This is a genomic window from Streptomyces sp. AgN23, from assembly GCF_001598115.1.
GTDB classification, from domain to species: domain Bacteria; phylum Actinomycetota; class Actinomycetes; order Streptomycetales; family Streptomycetaceae; genus Streptomyces; species Streptomyces antimycoticus.
Window position 1 is genome coordinate 8,830,769 of record NZ_CP007153.1, and the last position, 22,262, is coordinate 8,853,030.

At 73.6% G+C, this 22,262-nt stretch carries 12 protein-coding genes; 9 read left to right on the plus strand and 3 right to left on the minus strand.

The genetic code is table 11. The features are described from left to right. Window positions 1–174 precede the first annotated feature (174 nt). Window positions 175–1,500: a WS/DGAT domain-containing protein gene (locus AS97_RS38240; protein ID WP_210566502.1), complete on the plus strand. Its 1,326-nt coding sequence runs from the start codon at window positions 175–177 to the stop codon at window positions 1,498–1,500. Here AS97_RS38240 and AS97_RS38245 read toward each other — a convergent pair. Next, a complete protein-coding gene (locus AS97_RS38245) occupies window positions 1,449–2,606 on the minus strand; it encodes an SDR family oxidoreductase (RefSeq protein ID WP_210566503.1) in 1,158 nt (385 codons plus the stop codon). The genes AS97_RS38240 and AS97_RS38245 overlap by 52 nt on opposite strands. Before the next feature lie 424 nt (window positions 2,607–3,030). Here AS97_RS38245 and AS97_RS38250 point away from each other — a divergent pair, with 424 nt between their 5' ends. Further along, a complete protein-coding gene (locus AS97_RS38250; protein ID WP_210566504.1) occupies window positions 3,031–11,127 on the plus strand; it encodes a type I polyketide synthase in 8,097 nt (2,698 codons plus the stop codon). 68 nt (window positions 11,128–11,195) lie between these two features. Continuing rightward, window positions 11,196–12,059 carry a diiron oxygenase gene (locus AS97_RS38255; protein WP_210566505.1) on the plus strand — a complete coding sequence of 288 codons (864 nt, stop codon included), beginning with the start codon at window positions 11,196–11,198 and terminating at the stop codon, window positions 12,057–12,059. 96 nt (window positions 12,060–12,155) lie between these two features. On the opposite strand, the gene AS97_RS38260 is transcribed toward AS97_RS38255, so the two are convergent. Further along, window positions 12,156–12,425 carry a hypothetical protein gene (locus tag AS97_RS38260; protein WP_210566506.1) on the minus strand — a complete coding sequence of 90 codons (270 nt, stop codon included), beginning with the start codon at window positions 12,423–12,425 and terminating at the stop codon, window positions 12,156–12,158. 421 nt (window positions 12,426–12,846) lie between these two features. Between AS97_RS38260 and AS97_RS38265 the strand changes: the two genes are divergently transcribed. After that, the gene (locus AS97_RS38265) at window positions 12,847–15,093 is read left to right on the plus strand and encodes a hypothetical protein (RefSeq protein ID WP_210566507.1); all 2,247 of its coding nucleotides are present in this window, start codon (window positions 12,847–12,849) and stop codon (window positions 15,091–15,093) included. On the opposite strand, the gene AS97_RS38270 is transcribed toward AS97_RS38265, so the two are convergent. Continuing rightward, a complete protein-coding gene (locus tag AS97_RS38270; protein WP_210566508.1) occupies window positions 15,090–16,118 on the minus strand; it encodes a hypothetical protein in 1,029 nt (342 codons plus the stop codon). The two genes, AS97_RS38265 and AS97_RS38270, sit on opposite strands and share 4 nt — an antisense overlap. Before the next feature lie 298 nt (window positions 16,119–16,416). Between AS97_RS38270 and AS97_RS38275 the strand changes: the two genes are divergently transcribed. The 5 genes from AS97_RS38275 to AS97_RS38295 all read left to right on the plus strand — a co-directional run bounded on the left by AS97_RS38275 (window position 16,417) and on the right by AS97_RS38295 (window position 22,250). Beyond that, window positions 16,417–18,588: a HAMP domain-containing protein gene (locus tag AS97_RS38275; protein ID WP_210567375.1), complete on the plus strand. Its 2,172-nt coding sequence runs from the start codon at window positions 16,417–16,419 to the stop codon at window positions 18,586–18,588. A gap of 10 nt (window positions 18,589–18,598) precedes the next feature. After that, the gene (gene pgsB, locus AS97_RS38280) at window positions 18,599–20,137 is read left to right on the plus strand and encodes a poly-gamma-glutamate synthase PgsB (protein WP_210566509.1); all 1,539 of its coding nucleotides are present in this window, start codon (window positions 18,599–18,601) and stop codon (window positions 20,135–20,137) included. Beyond that, window positions 20,134–20,616: a poly-gamma-glutamate biosynthesis protein PgsC/CapC gene (locus tag AS97_RS38285; RefSeq protein ID WP_014056460.1), complete on the plus strand. Its 483-nt coding sequence runs from the start codon at window positions 20,134–20,136 to the stop codon at window positions 20,614–20,616. The genes pgsB and AS97_RS38285 overlap by 4 nt, the downstream gene beginning before the upstream one ends. 21 nt (window positions 20,617–20,637) lie before the next feature. Continuing rightward, window positions 20,638–21,699: an NlpC/P60 family protein gene (locus AS97_RS38290; protein ID WP_086710795.1), complete on the plus strand. Its 1,062-nt coding sequence runs from the start codon at window positions 20,638–20,640 to the stop codon at window positions 21,697–21,699. Window positions 21,700–21,812: 113 nt separating this feature from the next. Further along, window positions 21,813–22,250, plus strand: a complete 438-nt coding sequence (locus AS97_RS38295) for a Fur family transcriptional regulator (RefSeq protein WP_059143305.1) — start codon at window positions 21,813–21,815, stop codon at window positions 22,248–22,250. Window positions 22,251–22,262 lie beyond the last annotated feature (12 nt).

Below are 22,262 nucleotides of genomic sequence, written 5' to 3' on the forward strand. Positions count from 1 at the left end.
CGTTGTTCCGGCTGCCGGTCGGTGGCACCGGCGGAGGGGTGGTGGAGGATGACGGGGAAGCGCGGGAAACCGAGCGGGAAGCCGACGGGGAAGCGCGGGCAGCCGACGGGGAAGCCGACCGGGCAACCGAGCGGGAAGCCGACCGGGAAACTGCCGTTCCCGGACGCGGCTCTCGTGGCGTACGGGAAGGCGCACCCCGGCACCGGACTGACCATCGGCGTGGTGCTGGAGCTGGAGGGCCCGCCTCCCGGCCGGCGCCAACTCGACGCCTCGCTAAGGCCGGTGGCGGAACTGCTGGGCACCGGGCCCTCGGACGGCGGCCCGTGGACTGGCGCGGACGGCAACGCCGAGGCCGCTCCGGAGCGGGGCCTGACCGACGTGGCGCATGAGGCGCTGGCCAGGCCGCTGGAGCCGCACCGCTGGTCCTGCTCCACGGTGGCGGGGCTGCCGGGCGGCACGTCCGCCCTGGTGTGGCGGGCGGACCACCGGCTGCTCGACGGGGCGGGAGTGGTCGGCGTACTGGCCGCCTTAACGGGCGCGCTCGGCCCGGGCGCTCATGGCCCGGGCGCCCTCGGCCCGGACGCTCATGGCCCGGACGCCCTCGGCCCGGGCGCTCATGGACCCGACGCCCATGGCCCGGGCGCCGCCACGGCGTCCCCCGCGCGGGCCGAACCCTGGCGGGCGCACGGCGCCCTGCACCGTGCCGTCACCGATCCGCTGCGCGCGGCCTGGCTGTGCGGCACGCCCCTGCTGGAGCGGCGCCGGGGGAGCGCGGCGGAAGCCGCCGGTGACCCGCCCGCCACCCTCTCCTACGCCTGCGCGGAGACGGACCTCGGCCTGCTGCGTGGCATCGCCCGCCGCCACGGCACGACCGTCAACGACGTGTACCTTGCCGCGCTGAGCGGGGCGCTGCGCGCCCAGCCCCAACTCCACGGCCCCGATGGGCAGATGCGCGCCCTGGTCCCGGTGAACGTCCGGGGGCCCGGGGACGCGGCCGTGCTGCGCAACCGCCATATCCCGCTCCGCATCCCGCTCCCCGTGGCGGAGCCCGACGCCGGACGCCGCCTCAGCCTCGTCGCCGCCCGCACGGCGGGCCGCGCCCGCGCGCTGCGCCATCCGCTGGTGCGCGCGGTGTTCCGCTCCGTACCCGCCGTGGCCGGGGGATGGTGCTTCGAGCGGTACTTCGACCCGGGCCGCGCCACCCTGCTCGCCAGCAATGTGCGGGGTCCCTCGTCCCCGCTGGTGGTGGCCGGGCGGCGGGTCCTGCGCATACTGCCGCTGAACTTCCTCCCGGCCGGACACCGCCTGTCCACCGTCCTGGCCACCGCCCAGGGCCGGGCCGTGGCGGGCTTCACCACCACCGAGCCGCGCTCGGCCGCCGAGTCGTTCGCCGCCGCCTGGCTGGGGGAGTTGCGGGTGCTGGCCACGGCGGGGCCGTGGGGGAGGGTTCAGGCGGCCGGGGTGGACGCCACTGCCTCTCCGGCCGCGTCGGCGAGGTAGGTGGCGTCCAGGGGCTTGGGGTCGGGCAGGCCGTCGGTGTCCTGGAGCAGGTTGCTCCGGTCGTACGTCCTGCGCTGCGCGGTGAAGACCAGCAGCGAGGCCAGGTGGTGTGCGAACAGCGACTCGTACGGGTCCGGGTCGTCCAGGTCGTCCACGAGGTCCAGACGAAGCCCCGGGTACAGCCGCTCCAGGACCTTCACGGCCGTCGCGAAGGGTGTGTTGTGCGGATGGGTCAGATGCACCGTGCGCACCCCCGCCGGGGCGCCCGGACGGGCCGCCGCCGCACGCGCGGCGCACACCGCCGCGTGGGCCGCGTAGTCCACCGGGACCAGGTTCAGCGCCCCGCCGCTCCCCGCGCGGACCCGCACCCGCAGACCGCTGCCGTGGGCGTCGCCCCCGTCGAGGAGCGAGGCGAGCGCCGGGTCGTCCTCGGCCCTGCGGCGCAGCGCCTCGTGGATGAGGAACGCCAGCACCGCCAGCGGCTGGCGCTGCCCGCTGCCGTGGACGGGACGGTCGGAGACGAGCAGCGACGGCCGCAGGATCGTGGCGCCCCGGCCGGTACGGGCGCTCCAGGCGTGCACCGCGCGTTCGGCGGTGTACTTGCTCTCCTCGTACGGCGTCAGGAAGCCGTGGCCGCCGTCCAGGTCGTCCTCGCGGATGTGCCCCTCGGCGCGTCCCCCGGCGACGTACGCGGTGCTCAGATGGACGACCCGCGCCCCGGCCGCCTCGGTGGCCAGGTCGAGGACACGCCGGGTGCCGAGGACGTTCGCCTTGAACAACGGCACCGGGTCGTCGTGCAGCGCGAGGTGCGCGGCACAGTGCCACACCACCGAGCACGCGTCGGTGAGGGCGCGGCGTTCGCCGTCGGTCAGGCCGAGGCCGGGCAGGGTGAGGTCGGCGGGCACGTACCGCAGGCGCCCGCGGGGCGTCGCGGCGCCCGCCAGGCCGTCGAGCCCGTCGAGGGCCGTCCCGACCCGCGCCCGCAGACTCCCTTCCCCGCCCCGGCCGAGGACGGTGATGGGCCGGTCGTCGCCGTCCTCGGCGAGCAGGTGGCGCAGGATGCGGCTGCCGAGGAAACCGGTCGCGCCGGTGAAGAGTACGGCCATGGCGGGCTCCAGACGTCGAAGGGCGGGTGAGGGGCATGGGGATCCGGCGGCGCGATCCGGCAGCGGATCCGCGGGGGCACTCGATGCGGTGGCGGTTCCGACCGCGCCCGGGCCGCGCCGGTGACCGCGCCGGGGCGCGTGCCGAGGACACCACACCGACCGCACCCCGCCGCGCCGCCCGGCCCGCCGTAGGCACGCTCTGTGCGCGCGCTCCGTACGGGCCCCGTCCGCACACATCACCCGAATGGGCTAAGCGGCCCGGGCCGGCTCCGTTCACCTCACCGAGTGCACTTCGCCGCCGTTCCCTCCAACGGGTGTACAGGCGGCCTCGGCGGTCGTCCGTCTGGCCTAGTGTGCGTCGCTGCCGAGAGCGTGACGCGGGCTTCCCGCCGGTGTCGCGAAGTGACTGGAGAAAGGCCCCGGTATGCGTCAGGACGAGGCCGAACCGATCGCGGTGGTGGGGGCGGCCTGCCGGCTTCCCGGTGGCATCCGGGACCTGGACGGGCTCTGGGAGGCCCTGGAGCAGGGCAGGGACCTGGTGGGGGAGGTGCCCGCGGACCGGTTCGACGCGCGCCTGTTCACCGACCCCGCCGTGCCGCGCCGGGGCAAGTCGTACACCGCGGCCGGGGGTTTCCTCGACGACCTGGCCGGATTCGACGCCGCCTACTTCGGAATCTCCCCCAAGGAAGCGGCCCACATGGACCCCCAGCACCGGCTGCTGCTGGAGATGACGGCCGAGGCGCTGGACGACGCCGCCGTGGACCCCGCCACGCTGGCCGGTTCGGACACCGCGGTCTTCGTCGGCATCTCGGATGCCTCCTACGGCGCGCTCCAGATGTCCGCGCTGCGCACGGTGGGCGCCTACACCATGTCGGGCGCCGCCTCGTCGATCGCCGCCAACCGGGTCTCGCACGCCTTCGATCTGCGCGGCCCCAGCATGGCGATCGACACCGCGTGCTCCTCCTCCCTCGTGGCCCTCGACCGCGCCTGCCGCACCCTGTGGGAGGGCGGCGGCCGGGCCGCGGTCTGCGGCGGGGTCAACGTGCTGCTCAGCCCGTTCCACTACGTGGGGTTCTCCCAGGCGTCGATGCTGTCCCAGCGGGGCCGGTGCGCCTCCTTCTCGGCGCAGGCGGACGGGTTCGTCCGGGCCGAGGGCGGCGGCGTGGTGCTGCTGAAGCGGCTGTCGGACGCGCTGGCCGACGGCGACCGGATCCACGGGCTCGTCCTGGGCACCGGCAGCAACAGCGACGGCAGGACCATGGGGCTCGCGCTGCCCAGCCCCGAGGCGCAGGAGCGGCTGCTGCGCGAGGTCTACGACCGCGCCCGGGTGCACCCCGACGAGCTGGTGTACTTCGAGGCGCACGGCACCGGCACCCCGGTCGGCGACCCGCTGGAGGCCCTCGCCATCGGCCGGGCCCTCGGCGTACGCCGGATCTCCGGGGCCCTCCCGCTCGGCTCGGTGAAGACCAACCTCGGCCATTTGGAGCCCGCGTCCGGCATGGCCGGTCTGCTCAAGGCCCTCCTGGTGCTGCGACACCGCACCGCACCGGCGTCCCTCCACGCCGAACCGCCGCACCCCGACATCGACTTCGAGGGCCTCGGACTGCGGCTCACCACCCGGCCCACGGCCCTCGCCCCCGCCACGACCGGCGGGCGCGCCGTCGCCGGGGTCAACTCCTTCGGCTTCGGCGGCGCCAACGCCCACGCCATCGTGGCCGAACCCCCGGCCCTGCCGGACCGTCCGCAACCCCCGCGCTCACCGGTGCCCCTGCTCGTCTCGGCCCGCACCGCCAAGGCACTGTCGGAGGCGGCCGAGGCCACGGCCGCACACCTGGACGAAACGCCCCCCGACGACCTCTACGACCTGGCCCACACCTCCTGCCTCCGCCGTGGCCGCCACGAACACCGCGCCGTCGTCTGGGCCACCACGCCTGGGGAGGCGGCGCGGGGGCTGCGCGCCTTGACGGCGCCGGAGCCCGAGCCGGGGCGGCCGGGTGCCGGCGGGGCTGGTGGGGAGCCGACCGCGCTCGACGGGGCGTCGGCCGCACCCACTGGGGAGCCGACAGCGCTCGCCGCCGAGCCGACAGCGCTCGCCGCCGAGTCGACCGCGCCCACGAGCGAGCCGACCGCGTCCACCGGAGAATCGGCCGCGTCCACCGGAGAATCGGCCGCGCCCGTCGGAGAATCGGCCGCGCCCGTCGGCACGCCGGCCGTGTCCACCGGAGTGCCGACCGTGTCTGCCGGAGAATCGGCCGTGTCCATCGGAGTACCGGCCGCGCCCGTCGGCACACCGACCGCGCCCACCAGGGCCTCGACCGCCGCTCCCACCCGGGAGCCAGCCGCCCCCGGCGCGGTGAGTCCCGCCGCCGACAGCGGGCGCGTCGCCTTCGTGTTCTGTGGGAACGGCTCGCAGTGGGCGGGCATGGGGGCGGACCTCTTCGACGCCGATGCCGTCTTTCGTCGCGCGGTGCGCGAGGCCGACGCCGAACTCGCGCCGCGTCTGGGGTGGTCGGTGGCCGATCGCCTCACCGCGCCTGCCGGGGAGGCGGACCTCGGGGCGACGGAGGTGGCCCAGCCTCTCCTGTTCGCCGCGCAATTGGGCATCACCGCGGCGCTGCGCGCCCGGGGGATCGAGCCCGCTATGGTCGTCGGCCACAGCGTCGGGGAGGTGGCCGCCGCCCACATCTGCGGAGCGCTGTCCCTGCCGGACGCGGCGCGGGTGATCGCCGAACGTGGCCGGGTGCAGGGGACCACGGTCGGCAGTGGCCGGATGGCCGCCGTCGGGCTGTCCGTCGACCGGGCCGCGAAGGCCCTCGCCGGGTACGGGGAGAAGCTGGAGATCGCCGGAGTCAACAGCGCCGAGGACGTCACGGTGGCCGGTGACGCGGAGGCGCTGGCGCTGCTCGGCGCGGAACTCGCCGTCGAGGGCGTCTTCTTCCGCGACCTGGGCCTCGACTACGCCTTCCACAGCCGCCACATGGATCCCATCGAGGACGAACTCCGCGCCGTCCTGGCCGACGTGACGCCGTCGCCGGTGCGGGTGCCGTTCTACTCGACCGTCACCGGCTTCCGCGCCCGCGGCACCGATCTCGGCGCGGCGTACTGGTGGCAGAACGTGCGCCGCCCGGTGCTCTTCGCGGACGCGGTGCGGCGCGCCCTCGCGGACGGGGCCGGCATCCTCCTGGAGATCGGCCCCCATCCCGTCCTGCGCGCCTACCTTCGGCGCGTGGCGTTCCGGGGCGGAAAGACCGGCATCGGGACCGGCATCAGCCCGCGCACCGGCCCCGGCCGCACTGTCGTCCTGCCGACCCTGCGCCGCGGGGCGGACGGCCCCGCCGCCCTCGGCGCGGCGGCGGCCGGAGTGCTCGCGGCGGGGGCCTCGGCCGATCTCACCCGGCACTTCCCGGTGCCGGGCCGGGTCACCCGGCTCCCCGCCTACCCGTGGCAGTACGAGCGCCACTGGTCCGGCACCCCCCGCTCCTGGGCCAACTCCAGCGGGGACGGCGTCATCGTCCACCCGCTGCTCGGCGAGCGCATGCCCACCGCCGTCCCCAGCTGGGAGGGCGCGATCGAGCCCGTCCTCGTGCCCTGGCTCGCCGACCACCGGCTCGGCGGATCCGTCGTCATGCCGGCCACCGGATACGCCGAGGCGCTCCTCGCCGCGGGGCGCGCCGTGTACGGACGGCCGGTCGAGGTGGCACACCTCGACGTCAGCGCCAGCCTCGTGGTGCCCTGGGCGGACGCCTCCGCCGTACGGCTGCGGGTCGGCCTCGACCCGGACACCACCCTCGCCACGGTCACCAGCACCGACGAGCGCGGCCCCGAACCACGGGCGCACGCACGGGCCCGGGTGCGCCCGCTGCTGAGCCCGCGGCCCGAGCCGGTGGACCCGGAGCGGCTGCGCGCCCGGTGCACGACGCGCGTCAGCGGCGAGGAACACTACGCCGCCTGCGCCGAGGTGGGGCTCGTCTACGGGCCCGCGTTCCGGACGCTGGACGAGGTGCGCCTGGGGGCGCGGACCTCGGTCGCCACCTATCGCCACCAGGCCCCGGGTGCCCCGTACACCGCGCATCCGGCGCTGCTCGACGGAGCCCTCCAGACCGGTGTCGCCCTCCTCCATGACCGGCTGCGGGAGCGGGGCGCCTATCTGCCCGCGTCCATCGGCGCGGTGCGGGTGTGGTCGGCGCCGTCGCCCACCGGGATCATGTGGGTCACCGAACGCGACGCCACCGACAGCGAGGTCTGCTGGGACATCACGGTCGCGGACGCCGACGGCACCGTCACGGCCCGCCTGGAGGAGTGCCGGCTGCGCCTCTTTCCGATCGCCCGCACCACCCCCGTCACCCTCCACCACACCGTTCCGCGGGCCGCTCCCCGCGCCCACCTCCCGGCCGCGCCCTCGCCCCTGCCGCCCCCCGAGGCCATCCTCCGGGACGCCGCTGCGCGCCTGGACGCCGTACGGGAGCGGTGGCGCGAGGCCCGCTACGACCTGACCTCGCGTCACGACGAGGAGCTGACCGCGCGCTCCGCCGCCGCCGCGCTGGCCCGGCTGCTGCCCGACCCCGCGGCGCCGTTCACCGCCGACGACCTCGTGGCTGCGGGCATGGAGGAGCGTCACCGCCCCCTGATCGCCCTGCTGGAACCCCTCCTGCTGCGCCGCGGCCTGCTCACCGAGACCCCCGGCGGCCGATGTCTGACGCCCGGCGCCCGCCACATCCCGCCGCCCGTGCGCGAGGCCCTCGTCCGGGCCCCCGGGGATGTGCACCGGATCGCCCTGGCGACTCACCTGACCCGGCACCTGGCGGACGTCCTCACCGGGCGCGCGAGCGCCCCGGCGCTGCTCAGCGCCGAATCGGCCGCGCACCTCCTGGAGCAGTACTACGACACCGCGCCGACCTCCCGCTTCCACAACCGCCTCGCCCAGGCACTGCTCCGCGCCCTGCTCGGCCACTGGCCCGCCGACCGCGCGCTGCGTGTTCTGGAGATCGGCGCCGGCACCGGCGGCATGACCGCGGCGCTGCTGCCCCTGCTGCCCGCCGACCGCACCCGCTACCGCTACACCGATGTCTCACCGGCCTATCTGACCCGCGCCCGCAACCGCTTCGGCGACTACGACTTCGTCGAGTACGGCACCTTCGACCTGGACCGGGACCTCGCCGAACAGGGCTACCACCCACAGGGTTTCGACCTCGTCGTCGCCGCCAACGCGCTGCACACGGCCAAGGATCTGGAGCCCGCGCTCGGCCGCGTGGCCTCGCTCCTCGCGCCCGGCGGACACCTGCTGGCCTTCGAATGCCATGAGCCGGAGATCCTGCTCCCCGTCTTCGGTGCCCTCGACAGTTTCCACCACCGCACCGACACCGGCCTGCGGCCCGGCTCCCCGCTGCTGACCCGCGAGCAGTGGCCCGGGCTCCTGCGCCGGTGCGGCTTCACCTCCTGTGCCCGTACCGGCGACACCGAGCCGCCCGGACGCGACCACGCCTCCGTCTTCCTCGCCGCGGCCGGTGGCACCCCCGCCCCCGCCGCCGCGCCGCCACCCCCCGCCCCGTCCGCCGCGTACATCGTCTGCGGCGACACGCCGGACGACCCGCTGCCCCACGCCGTCACCGAGGCGCTGACCGCACACGGCGCCGGGCACAGCGTCCTCACCGACGCCCACACCGACGCCGCCGCCTGGACCCGGGCGCTGACCGAGTCCGGCACCGGCGAGACGACCGTCGTCCTGATCCTGGGCGGCGCCGAACCCGACGACGCCGAGGAGGCCGTCGCCCGCGCCACCCACGCCGGTCAGACACTGCGGGCCGTCGCGGAGGCGCACCGGTCCCTCGGCTCACCGGCCGGGGTCCGGCTGTGGCTCGTCACCCGGCCGCACGGCGCCGAGGCGACCCCCGGACCGATCACCCATCCCACCGACGCCGCCGCCTGGGGCGTGGCACGCTGCCTGGCCAACGAGGAACCCGATCTGCGCGGGCGCCGCCTGAGCCTGTGCCGGAACGACGATCCGGCCGCGGACGCCGCCCGGCTGGTCCGCGAACTGCTCGACGCCGAGGCACCCGACAGCGCCGAGGACGAGGACGAGATCGTGCTCACCGCGCACGATCGCTTCGTCCCGCGCGAGCGCGCCCTGCCGCCCGCGGTCCCCCTCGCCGACGGCGCGGCTCCGCCGCCGTTCGCCCTGCGGGTGCGCCGGCCCGGCCTCTCCTACCGCCTCGCCTGGCAGGAGATCCCCCCGCCGGTCGCGGGTCCCGGAGAAGTGGTCGTGGAGGTACGCGCGGCCGCCCTGAACTACCGCGACATCATGCAGACGGTCGGGCTGCTGCCCACGGAGGCACTGGCCGGCAGCCCGCGCGAGGAGAACCTCGGGCTCGAATGCGCGGGCGTGGTCACCGCCTGCGGGCCGGGCGTGGACCGCTTCGCGCCCGGGGACCGGGTCGTCGGGCTGCTGACCGGAGCGCTCTCGTCCCACGTGGCCAGCCCGGCCCGCAACCTGTGGCCGATCCCCGCGGGCGTCACCTTCGCGGAGGCCGCCAGCGTGCCGGTCGCCCTCTGCACCGTTCATTACAGCCTGCTGTACACCGCCCGGATGCGGGCGGGGGAGACCGTGCTCGTGCACGGCGCGGCCGGTGGCGTCGGCCTCGCGGCCCTCCACTCCGCACGGGCGCACGGCGCCACCGTCATCGCCACCGCGGGCAGTGAGCCCAAACGCGACCTGCTGCGCGCACTCGGCGTGGAACACGTCCTCGACTCGCGCTCGCTGGACTTCACCGTCCAGGTCATGGACGTGACCGACGGCAGGGGAGTGGACATCGTCCTCAACTCCCTCTCCGGACAGGCCCTGGCGCGGGGCCTGGAAGTGCTCCGCCCCGGCGGCCGTTTCATCGAACTCGGCAAGCGCGACTTCTACGAGGACCGGACCCTGCCGCTGCGCCCCTTCGGTTCCCATATCTCCTTCCACGGCGTGGACCTGACCACGGTGCTGCGCGACCCCCGGCTGCTGGGGGACCTCCTGGAGGACGTGGGGCGGACCCTGGGGGACGGCCGGACGTCAGGGAAAGGCCCGGAGTTCCAGCCGCTGCCGCACACCGTCTTCCCCGCCGCCCGGGTGGCGGACGCCTTCCTGCTGATGCGCCACTCACGCCATATCGGCAAGGTCGTCGTCACGTTCGACCCGCTGGACGAGCCCTGCGCCGTCGAACCCGCCTCCTCGCTCGCCTCTCCGCCCGCACGGGCGACGCCCATCGCGCCCCGCGCGCCCCAACTCGACCCGGGCGCGTCCTATGTGGTCACGGGCGGCACCAGCGGCTTCGGCGCGGCCACCGCACAGTGGCTCGCCGGGCTCGGCGCCCGGCACCTCGCCCTGGTGAGCCGCAGCGGCGCCCACGGCCCGGAGGCCGCCGCCGTGCGCGACGCGCTCGCCCCGGACGGCGTGCGGGTCACCGCGTACGCCGCGGACGTCGCCGACGCGGAGGCGATGCGCCGGGTGCTGAAGGACATCGACGAGAACGGCCATCCGCTGCGCGGTGTGGTCCACGCGGCCATGGCCCTGGACGACGCACCCCTGGCCGAGCTGACCGCCGAGCGGATGAGCGACGTCCTGCGACCCAAGATCGCGGGAGCCCATGTTCTGGACACCCTGACCCGCGGGCGTCCGCTGGACTTCTTCCTGTGCTATTCCTCCACGACCGCCATGGTGGGCAACTTCAAGCAGTCGGCCTATACGGCGGGCAATCTCTATCTGGAGGGCCTGGCCCGGCTGCGCCGACGACACGGCGAGGCGGCGCTCACCCTCGCCTGGGGTGCCATCGGCGAGATCGGTTACGCGGCCCGCAACGACCTGCTCGGCTCCCTCCACGGCCTGGGCATCGAGCCCCTGGCCCCGCACACCGCCCTCGACCACGGCCGACGGCTGCTCGGCGACGACCGGCCGGACGCCCCCGCGGTGGTGGGCGTCTCCCGGACGGACTGGTCGCGCGCCGCCGTTCTGCTGCCCCTGCTGCGCGCCCCGCGCCTCGGTGACCTCGTACCGCCCCAGGTGGGGAACGGGGAGGCCACCCGCGAGGAACTCCTGCGCCGGCTCTCCCTCATGGACGAGGAGACCGCCCTCGCCCACCTTGTGGACCAGCTCACCCGCCTGCTCGCGGAGGTCCTGCACATGGACCACGAGGCACTCGAACCGCACCGGCGCCTGGACTCCTACGGCATGGACTCGCTGATGGCCGCTCAGGTGCTCGTCTCGCTCAACCAGCGCTACGAACTCGACATCCCGCCCATGGAACTGCTGCGCAGCAACGGCACCATCGCCGAGTTCGCCAGGATCGTGCAGCTGAGGCTGGGGTTGCAGGTCACGGCTCCTCCCGGCGCGTCACCGGGCCCCGGCATCCCCGGCCCCGCGACGGCATCCCCCTCCGCGGCCGTGGAATCCCCCGCCACCGTCCCGCAGCCCCCCGCACCGGCAGGACCGCTGCCCGTCCCGGCCCAGGCCGGACCGGACCGCTCGGTCACGGCAGGCGGTGCGCGGTGAGGGAACCACAGCCACGGGACCGGTCCGCGCCCGCCCCGACGGGCACCCCACGCCAGACACCGGCCGAGGTGGCCAAACGCCTGCTGCGCACCGCGGCCAAGCACACCTACGACCCCGTCCTCGCCATCGACTGGGACGCCCCGCCCGAGCCCGGTCACTGGTATCTCCAGCCCGAGCGGATGTCGCTGTACGCCACCCCCACCTGGCACCGGCTGAGCGAGGAACGGCGCCTCGCGCTCTCCCGCAGCGAGTGGGCCAACATGATCAGCATGGCCACCTGGTTCGAGCTGACCTTGATGCAGATGCTCACCGGCCAGCTGACCGCCCGCGATCCGGCGTCGCCACGCACCCACTACGCGCTGAGCGAGGTGGCCGACGAGACGCGCCACGTCGCCATGTTCGGCCGGGCCCTCGGCACCCTCGGCTGCCCGGCCTACCGGCCGCCCGCCCTCGTCCGGCACCTGGGCCGGGCGGTGCTCCCGCGGCTGCGCGGCGCGAGCCTGTTCGCGGCCGCGCTGCTGATCGAGGAGGTCTACGACCGTTTCCAGCGGGAGGCCATGGGCGACGAGCGGGTGCAGCCCCTCGTACGGCAGGTGTCGCGCCTGCATGTGATGGAGGAGTCGCGGCACATCCGCTTCGCCCACTCCGAACTCCTGGACGCCACGCGCGGCAGGCCGGGTGCCGTGCTGGAGTTCCACCGGCAGCTCACCGCCTGGTGCGCGATGCTGGCCATGAGCACGTACACCAACGCCCCGATCTACCGGGCCGTGGGCCTCGACCCGCGCCGCGCCGCCCGGGAGGCCCGCGCCAATCCGCACTTCCGGCGGACCATGCGCTGGGCGGGCGAGCGCCTGGTCGCCTTCCTCACCGACGCCGGACTGATCACCGCGCTCCAGCGCCCCCTGTGGCGGCGGAGCCTCCTGCTCGGCTGAACGCATCCCGGGGGCGCTGAACATCCCGGGCGCTGAAGACCCCCGGGTGCACTGAACACCCCGCGGGCGCTGAAGACCCCCGGGGTGCGTGGCACTTCAGCTGAAGATCGCGATGGCCTCGATGGTCAGCTCACCGGTCCCGGGGTTCCAGTCGCGCACCTTGCCCAGGCAGCGCGCCGGGAACGTGCCCTCGTGGCTGTCGTCGTTGCGCAGCCCGTCCGTCGCGCACAGGACACGGACCCGCGGCCCCTCGGCCGGATCCTCCGGTCTTGCCTTCGAGCGTGGTGACCCCGTCGAAGAGGAGCAGTGGATGCCCTCCCGCGGTGAGCGCCAGCAGCCCGGCCACGGGAAAGGCGAGCCGGTCACGAGCGAACGGAGGGTGCGGCCCCGCGGGGAAGGCGTCGTGAGGGGCCAGGGATGGCTAAGCGTGGCTCCTCCGCATGGGGTCTTTCCGCGGTAACCGGCCCCTCCTGCCTGGGAGAGGGGAAAGATCATTTCCCATTGCCGTGGCGGATCGGTGAATACCGCGGGGATGGGGGCCGAATTCACTGTGGCCGCTCCAGTACCGGGGGGTGGCCCGGCCCTCGCCCCGCGCTTCGCGCGCTCGGTTAACGCCTCAAAGCGGCGCTTTTCGGCCACCTTTGGTGCGTACCTGGCAGTGATCTCTTCCGGTGGCGAACCTGTGGGACGTAAAAGTGCCCACTGATCCCCCGTCGCTTTGCCCCGCCGTCGTCCCCTTCATGCTGCCCCCGTCACGTTGATCCACCGTCAAGGAAGGATCCGCCTCATGTCGTACCGACGGATCAGACAGACCGCAGTGCGCCGCACCGGAGCGCGCGGCGCCCGCGCCCTCGTGTCCGGCTGTGTCCTGGCCGCCCTCGGGCTGGCGGCGGGCCCCGCGCCCGGCGCTCTGGCCGCCCCCGCCCCGATGTCAGGTGCCGCCCCGGACGCGTCCGCCGTGCCGGTCGCACCCGAGACGACGGCCCACACCGTCACCCTGGTCACCGGCGAGCGGGTCACGCTCCGCGCGGACGGGAGCGTTGTCGTGGCGCCGCGTCCGGGTGCCGAGGCGGACTATGTCACCCGGCGGTTGGACAACGATGTCTTCGTCATTCCGCTGACCGCGCTGCCGTATCTGGGCCGCACCCTGGACCCCGCGCTGTTCAACGTCTCCGCCCTCGCCGAGGCGGGTGTGACCACCACCCCGGTGCGGGTCGAGGCCGCCGAGGGTGCCACGGCACCGCCCTCGGGCCCCGCGTTCGGCGCGGCGCTGGCGCGGCAGATCGGCGCCGAGGCGGCGAAGGGATCCGTGGGCGAGGGCCCGCTGTTCGGTGGCGTCAGCTCCGTCGCACCGGCGGTCGCCGCCGACGGCTTACGGGAGGCCCCGCGCCCGTCGGCGCGGGCGGACCACACGGTGAAGGTCACCGTGCTCGGTACGGACGGCGAACCCCTCCCGGGCACCACGTCGTTCGCCCTGGCCAACGCCGACGACGCCGCCCTCTACCAGGAGCCGTTCCTGGATGCCGTCGACGGCGAGACGCGGGTCGAGGTCCCCGCGGGCCACTACACCGCCATGGTCTCCGCCCCGGCCTTCGACAGCGCCGGTGAGCCGGCCGGTGTACGCATGGCCACCGCCGAGTTCACCGTCCCCGACAGCGGCACCGGCACCGAGGCCGTGCTCGACCTGCGCAAGGCGACCGAGCGGGTCACCTTCTCGACCCCGAGGCCGGCCGAGGACCACCAGCTGATCCTCCACTACCTGCGCCAGGACGCGAAGGGCGCGGTGGCGGTCAACGGCGGCGTCGGCGTCTCCGGCGGCTCGCCCGTCCAGGTGCAGCCCTCCGGCCGCCCCGTCACCACCGGCGACCTGCGCTTCAACGTGTACACCCACCGCAAGGCGCCCGCGGATGCGGCCACGCCCTACTCCTACGACCTCAAGCTGGCCAACCCCGCCGGCACGATCGCGAAGAACCAGCACTACAAGGTCACCGCCCGCCAACTGGCCACGGTGCGCACCAACTACCACAGCGATACGCCGGGTCGCGCCCAAGAGGTCGCGCGCCTGATGTACCTGCCGTACGAGACCAGCGGCGAGGCGCTGTCCGAGCCGTTCAAGACCCCGGCGCGGCGGACCGAGTACGTCGGCGGCTCCGCCGGTGCCTCCTACACGGACTGGCTCAAGGCCGGGGAGCGGCGCTTCGTTTCCCAGGAGCAGCCCCTCGTGCCCGGCCGGACCACCACGGTCGACTGGCTGCGCGGCCCCCTGGTCCCGGGCTTCACCGAGCCCGCGCGGGGCGCCGCCGCGGACGCGACGTGGTACTGCTCGGCGTGCCGCAAGGGCGACGCGCTCACCTTCTCCCTGGGCACGGCCACGGTCACGGACTCCGCCGGACACCACGTCCTCGCGGTCCCGTCCGACATCACCTCCTCGCACTTCGCGGTGGTATCCGGTGACACGACCCTGTACGAGGGCGACGGCGTCCCCGGCGGTGTGCTGACCGTGCCGCCCGAGCAGGCGCCGTACACGGTGGTGTACGACCAGACCAGGACCAACGGCGAGTTCCGCCAGTCGCTGACCACGCACACCGAGTGGACCTTCGCCTCGGGGCACTCCGGCGGCCAGACCGTGCCGGACAACTGGACATGTGTGTCGGAGGCGGGCGAGTACGAGGGGCCCGCCGAGTGCTCGGCGCTGCCGGTCGTCGTTCCGCACTACCGGCTGGACGCCGGGCTGGACGGTACGAGCCCGGCCGGTGACGGCCGTCTCGTCGTCGGCTTCGGGCATGTACCGGGCGTGGTGGCCCCGCCCGCGGTCACCAAGGCGAGGGTCGAGGTGTCCTTCGACGACGGCGAGCGGTGGACAGCGGCGTCCATCACCGCGCTCGGCAAGGGCCGGTTCCGCGCGGACTGGACCATTCCGGACTCGGCGGCGGGCCGGGACGCGTCCCTGCGCGTCACCGGGACCGACGCGGGCGGCAACGCGGTGACGCAGACGGTGAAGAGCGCGTTCACCGTGGCCGCGAGCGAGAGCTAGGCCGCGGGCGAGAGCGATGCCGAGGGCCGGAGCCGGGCCGCGGGTGAGAGCCGGCCCGCGCTCGGCTGTCCTTGGCCCTTCGCCCACCGCGAGGTCACCGTGTCGATGGCCGCCGCCGCATGCCGGATCCCCGTGTCGCTCGCGCGCACCGACCGTGCGAACTCGACGTGCAGGAACGGCACATGGCCGGCGGCGGCCCTGCGGCCCTGGACGTTGTCGCGGCCCTCCAGGGGGCAGCCGCGGACCCAGGCGCGGCAGACGGTGAGGTGCCGTGCGGTCAGCGCGGCCGCGAGGCGGCGGGCGTCCGCGCGGCCCGCCGAACCCGCGCCGGTGGAGGCGACGGCGTCCCGGCCCGGCGCCGAGTCGTCGGCGAAACCGTGGACCTGGACGCCGGGCAGACCGCGCCGGGCGAGCTCGTCGCAGACCGCGTCGAAGACGGAGTCCGTACGGTGGGCCGCGTCCGCGGCATCGTCCTCCCCGGCTCTGCGGTGGGCGCCCGCGAGCACCAGGACGCCGCCGGGGGAGCCCAGGAGTACGCGCGCCCCGAGCCGTTCGGTGTCCGCGTCGGAGACCGGATGCGGCACCTGGACCGACCAGCGGGCGGGCGCGGAGAGATCCACGTAGACCCGGCCCCAGCCGCGCGGAGCGGGTCCGTGCTCGGTGCGGTCGGACAGTTCGGCGTAGCGGCGGCCGGTGCCGGTGTCGGCGAGGGTGCGGAGCCGGAAACCGGCGTCGGCGAGCGGCGGGCGGGCGCGGTCCGGGTGTCCGTCGAGGATCAGGCCCACCGCGTCGGCGACGGCCCGGCGTTCGGCGCGGCGCGGCTCCCGGTAGCCGGAGTCGGGGCCGATCCCGGCCGTGAAGTCGGTGATCCTGCGCTCCAGCGGGACCTCGGGGGCATCCGCACCGTCCGAGGAGGGGTCCCCGCCCGACCGGCCGATCGTATGCGCGCTCAATGCCGCCAGGAGCAGTCCGAACGCGACCGTGACAGCCGCCACAGTGATCGACTTCGCTCGTATCTCCGCCATGACCGTCTCATCGTAGCGTCCCCTTTTACGCGGGCATATCGGGATGGAGCGGGCGAAGGGTGGCGCAGAGATGAACGATCGGCAAAGAACGGGAGACCGTGGTTTGCCCAGCCTTAGTCATAGCCAAACTGGTTTTCTCGTTATTTCTCTAAGATGTGCAACCCTTTGATCCGTCTGGCTGTCTGACGGTCCGGATCGCACTCGAGTGCGCTCTGTGTGGTGTGAGTTGCATGAGAGGAGCCCATCCGTGGCCGCTTCGCGCTCGAAGCGGCGGCACAAGGTCCGCCGAAGGGCCGACATGTCGCTTGTGGGGGGTATTCGGCCGCCCATAGCGGTGCTGTCGGTTCTGCTCCTCTCCCTCGCGGGAATCACCGCCCTCACTCTGGGCAAACCGGACAACGCCTTGGTCCCCAAGGCGGTCCTGACCTCACAGCAGTACGTCGCCGAAGACGGCGCCATCGCGCTGCGGGCGTCACTGGACGAGTCGGTCACCGATCTCACCAGCACCGCGACCCTCTTCGACGAGGGCCGACCGGTCTCCGCCGACACCGTCCTGGACAAGGTCGGCAACGTCTACCAGAAGTGGCGCGGCACCGCCGTCATCGAGATCAAATCGGGCAAGATGCTCGCCGCCCGCGGCGAGAACGTCCCGCTGACCGCGATCGATCTCACCAAGCTCTCCCGCAGCGACGGGCTGGACCCGCGCATGGTGCGCCTGGAGAACGGCCAGACCCGGCTGATCATCGTCGCCCTGCTGTCCTGGGAGGGCCGGCCGCAGCAGCTGCTCGTCGCCTCCAGCACTCTCAGCTTCCCCGGTGTCGACCTCGGCCCGGGCCGCGCCATCGGGGTCGTCGACTCCACCGGCCATCTGCTCTCCAGTCACGGCGCCCTGGACAGCGAGCGGGCGAGGAAGCAGCTCACCTCGTTCGCCAAGACCGCCGCCCGCAAGGGCCGGCAGCACCCCGTCAAGGCCAAGGAGCCCGGCGCGGGCGGCTACACGGGCGTCAGCGGCCACCTCACCGGGGGCGCCGCCAAGGAGGTCCGCACCGTCGGCGGCTACGCCACGCTCGCCGCCCCTCAGGCCGGTGGCGCCACCACCGCCAGCAGCCTCGGCCTGACCGTCGTCACCGAGGTCGATGTCTCCGCCAAGGTCTCCCAGATCACCCGCCCCGCCTTCGGCGTGGCCGCCGCCGGCGCCCTGCTGGTCATCGGCGGGCTCGCGGTGATCGTGTTGCTGGGCACCGTGCAGCGCCCGCTGATCCGGCTGTTCCTGGAGAGCCGCCGCCTCACCCGCGGCGATCTGGCCCGTCCGGTGAGCGTGCCGAGGGCCGGCGAGGCCGCCCGGATGGGCGCCGCCCTGGAGCGGCTGCGCCGGCAACTCCAGGGCGAGCCCGCGGACGCCCCGGGCCCGGCCGTGCGCAAGGGACTGGGCGCCCGCGCCCTGCTCGCCGTCTGCGCCGTCCTGCTGCTGGTCTGGTCGGTCCCGCTGATGCTGCTGCTCAACCGCGCCGACTCGGCCGTCAAGGTCCCGGTCCAGATCGTCCACGACCAGAACTCCCGCACCATCACGCTCAGCGACCGGGTCCGCCGTGCGCTCAACGAGGGCCACGCGGATCTGTCCGCGGTCGCCGCCCTGATCGGGGACCGCACCACGCCCGAGGACATGAAGAAGGTGCTGGAGCGCACCATGCAGGACCACGACCGCTATGAGTCGGTGTACGTCCTCGGCGCCGACGGCGAGATCCTCGCGCGGGCCGGCCACTCCCCGCACCACAAGGACGGCAAGGCCCCCTCCAAGCAGGCACTCGAGGTGACCGGCGAGGGCGGCAAGAAGCCCGTCGTCACCGCCACCGCCCAGGCACCCGGCCGGGGCGGCGCCGCCGTCGTCGGTGAGTTCCGCATCGAGTTCGTCAACGCGCTGCTGGGCCGCCAGGGCATGGGCGAGGTCCGCGTCGTGGACGCCAAGGGCCGGGTCATCGGCGGCGACTCCGGTTACATCGCCTTCGAGAAGGCGCCCTCGTACCTGAACTCGCTGCTCGCCACCAAGAAGGCGCACGCCACCGTCCAGCGCGGCGGCACGGTGCGGGTCGCGGCCGTCGCGCCGTTCGGCGGCGGCGGCGCGGCCAAGTCGCTCCAGTGGTCCCTGGCCAGCTGGCAGCCCGCATCCAGCCTGGCGATCCCGGAGTACAGCCTGCAGAACCGGACCGTACTGGCCGGACTGCTGGGGCTGACCGCCGCGGCCGCCTGCCTGGGCTGGCTGCACATCGTCGTCGTACGGCCCCTGCGCGCTCTGGCCGGGCAGGCCGAGGCGCTCGCCGCCGGCGACCGCAAGACCGTGCTGTTCCCGCGCCACCACGACGAGGTCGGCGCCGTCGTCCGCAGTCTGGAGCTGATCCGGCAGCAGCTCCAGGGGCAGCCCCGCAAACGGGACGGCGGCAGCCGGACCCCCGCCGGAGTCGGAAGGAACTGAGGCTCTCACCGTGCTCTTCCTCTACACCGTGCTCGTGGTGTGCGAGGCCGTCCTGCTGATCGCCGGCATCGTCGAACAGCGGCGGCACCAGACCAACCTCGACATGATCCCCACTCGGGTCCTGGTCAACGGCATCCGCGGCAAGTCCTCCATCACCCGGCTGTGCGCGGGCGCCCTGCGCGGCGGCGGTCTGACCACCGTCGCCAAGACCACCGGTACGGCGGCCCGCTTCATCCACCCCGACGCCACCGAGGAGCCCGTCTACCGCAAGTTCGGCATCGCCAACGTCGTCGAGCAGATCGGTATCGTGCGCCGCGCCGCCGCCTACAACCCGGAGGCGCTCGTCATCGAGTGCATGGCGGTCATGCCAGCGCTCCAGGAGATCAACCAGTCCAAGCTGATCCGCTCCACGATCGGCGTGCTGTGCAACGTCCGCGAGGACCACCTGGCCGAAATGGGCCCGACGCTGGACGACGTGGCGCGCTCGCTGTGCCGGTCCATGCCCGAGAACGGCATCTGCGTCACCGCCGAGCAGGACCGTTTCGACATCCTCCAGGAGGAGGCGGACGCCCGGAACTGCCAGTTGATCTACGCCGACCCCAAGACGGTCAGCGACGAGGAGCTGCGCGGCTTCAGCTGGTTCACCTTCAAGGAGAACGTGGCCATCGCGCTCACCGTCGCCGAGCTGGTGGGCGTCGACCGCGAGACCGCCCTGCAGGGCATGTACGACGCCCCGCCGGACCCCGGTGTCCTCTCCGTCGAGCGGTATACCACCGAGGACGGCAAGAAGCTGCGCTTCGCCAACGTCTTCGCGGCCAACGACCCCGAGTCGACGCTGATGAACATCAACCAGCTGCTCGACCTCGGCGCCATCCACCGCCCGCTCAACGTCGTCATCAACTGCCGCCCCGACCGCGTCGAGCGCAATGGCCAGATGGGCGAGATCATCCCCGACCTCGACCCCGAGCAGGTCTTCGTCATCGGGCATCCGGCCAAGTCCGCCATCGACGCCATCCCGGCCGAGTACCGGGGCCGCGCGGTGGACCTCGGCGGCGACCGCCGGGACCCCGAGGAGTTCATGGCCGAGCTGCTCGGCCGGCTCAGTCCCGACGCCCCCCTCGCATCGCTCGTCGCCATCGGCAACATCCACGGCCAGGGCGAGCACCTCCTGGAGCACCTCGCGGAGCTGCCGGCCGACGACAGCGACGAGGACGCACCGGCGGCCCCGCCGGCTCCGGAGGCCGATGAGCGCCATGTCGAGCACGTGGACACGATGCAGCTCTACGCGCCCCGCCTGGACCCCTACCAGCGGTACCCGGAGGCGTACGAGAGCCGGTACGCGCCCCAGGCGCACGTACCGCATCAGCGCGGCTCCGAGCGGCCGTATCCGCGGCAGACCCACGACCAGGGCTCCCGGGAGCCCTGGCCCGCGGTGATCCCCACCCCCGAATCCCCGCAGCCCCGCGGCCTGTTCGAGCCGCGTGTCCCGCCCGCCCCGCCCGCCGACGACTCCCAGCAGGGGCAGAACCCAGGAGAGCAGCACCGTTGATCCCCGCCGTCCTCACCCCCGAGATCGCCGCCATCGGCATCGCGATCGGGCTGCTCTTCTCCCTGGTCTGCTATCTGACCACCAACCTCTCGCCCGGCGGCATGATCACCCCGGGCTGGCTGGCGCTGACCCTCGTCGAGGATCTGCAGCGGGCCGCGATGGTGGTCGGCGTGACCGTGCTCACCTATGTGGGCACACTGCTGATGCAGAAGTTCGTGATCCTCTACGGCAAGCGGCTGTTCGCCGCGGTCGTGCTGCTCGGGGTGACGCTCCAGGCGACCGTGATGATCATCCTGTCGCTGGAGTTCCCGCTGATGTACGCGAACCAGACCCTCGGCTTCATCGTCCCCGGGCTCATCGCCTACCAGCTGGTCCGCCAGCCCAGGGGGGCCACCCTGCTGTCCACCGGGTCGGTGACGCTGATGGCCTATGTCGTCCTCACCGCCGGAATCCTCCTCGGCGTCATGCCGTCCGCCTGACCCACGACCGGAGCCGATCCCATGCCACCCAAGAAGAAACGTCCCGTCCTGCACGCCGTCGCCGTGCTGGCGCTGCTCGGCGCCAGCGGCTATCTGACCGTGGAGCTCAGAAAGGACGAGCAGGCCAAGACGCCCGCCACCCAGGCGGTCATCGACGAGCTGACCCTGGAAGGCGGCACCGGCCGGCAGAGCGGCAAGCAGACCTGGGAGCGGCTGAAGAACCCCGAGCGCACCATCCTGCGCGGTGAGAACGGCCAGATCCTCGCCACCTTCACCGACCGCGCCCGCACCGCCACCCTGCGTGGTCCTTCGCGCACCTTCAGCGAGCCCGCGAACACCAAGTCCAAGGTGATCACCGAGGACTGGGTGCGGCTGATGCCGGAGCCGTGGACCGCGGGCGCCGAGAAGGAGCAGTGGTTCAAGAGCTGGTTCAAGGAGAACTACGGCAGCAAGAAGGAGGACCTCTTCGCGATCGCCTTCCAGTATGTGCAGGGCGCGCCGGTCAAGAAGGACGCCCGGGGCATCCCGTACGCGGGCGACGCGGTCTTCGGACCGTTCAAGGCGGACGGCGTGGACCGTCTGGAGCAGAACGACTTCTACGACTACCTCGGCATCTCCTACACCTTCCGCAACGGCACCACGCTGGCCCCGCGCCAGGACCGCTACCGGGCGCTGGACTGCTCCGGCTTCATCCGCATGGTGATGGGCTACCGCGCCCGCTACCCCCTGATGGCGACCAACGCCCTCGGCGACGGTCTGCCGCGCACCGCCGACGGCATGGCCCGCTCCAAGACCGGTGTCGACGTCATCACGATGCGGGGCCCCGCCCCCTGGTACACCCGGCCCACCAATATCGACGTTCTGCAACCCGGTGACCTGCTGTTCTTCAAGATGGATCACCGCACCGGCAACCATATGGACCATGTCGCGCTCTACCTGGGGCTGGACACCGACGGTCACCGGGTCTTCGTCTCCAGCCGCAAGGAGCAGAACGGCCCCACCATGGGCGACAACGGCGGTGTCTCCCGTATCGACGGCAACGGCTTCTACGCCGGGCTCTTCCGCAGCGCCAAGCGCCTCTGAGGGCTCGCAAGGAGAAAGTGCCCGAAAATCGGGCAAACTTTTCCGCGTTGCGGCAGACTTTAACGCCTCGTTTCCTTGTAGCGTTCGCGTTTATGCGGGTAGGTTCTAGCGCCATGACCGCATCCCAGACTCCGACCACTGCCGAGGAGCTGCGCGGTGCCGGCCTGCGGGTGACGGCCGCCCGTGTCGCGCTGCTCGAAACCGTCCGGGACGGCGACCACCTCGGTGTCGAGGCGATCGCCTCCGGAGTACGCGATCGCGTCGGCCACATCTCCCTTCAGGCCGTGTACGAGGCCCTCCACGCGATGACCGCGGCGGGCCTCGTACGCCGCATCGAGCCGGCCGGCAACCCCGTCCGGTTCGAAGGACGCGTCGGCGACAACCACCACCACGTCGTGTGCCGGTCGTGTGGTGCCGTCGCCGACGTCGACTGTGCCGCCGGTGAGGCGCCCTGCCTGACCGCGTCCGACGACCACGGCTTCTCGATCGACGAGGCCGAGGTCATCTACTGGGGCCTGTGCTCCGACTGTTCCACCGCCACGAGTTCCTGAGCACCATGATCC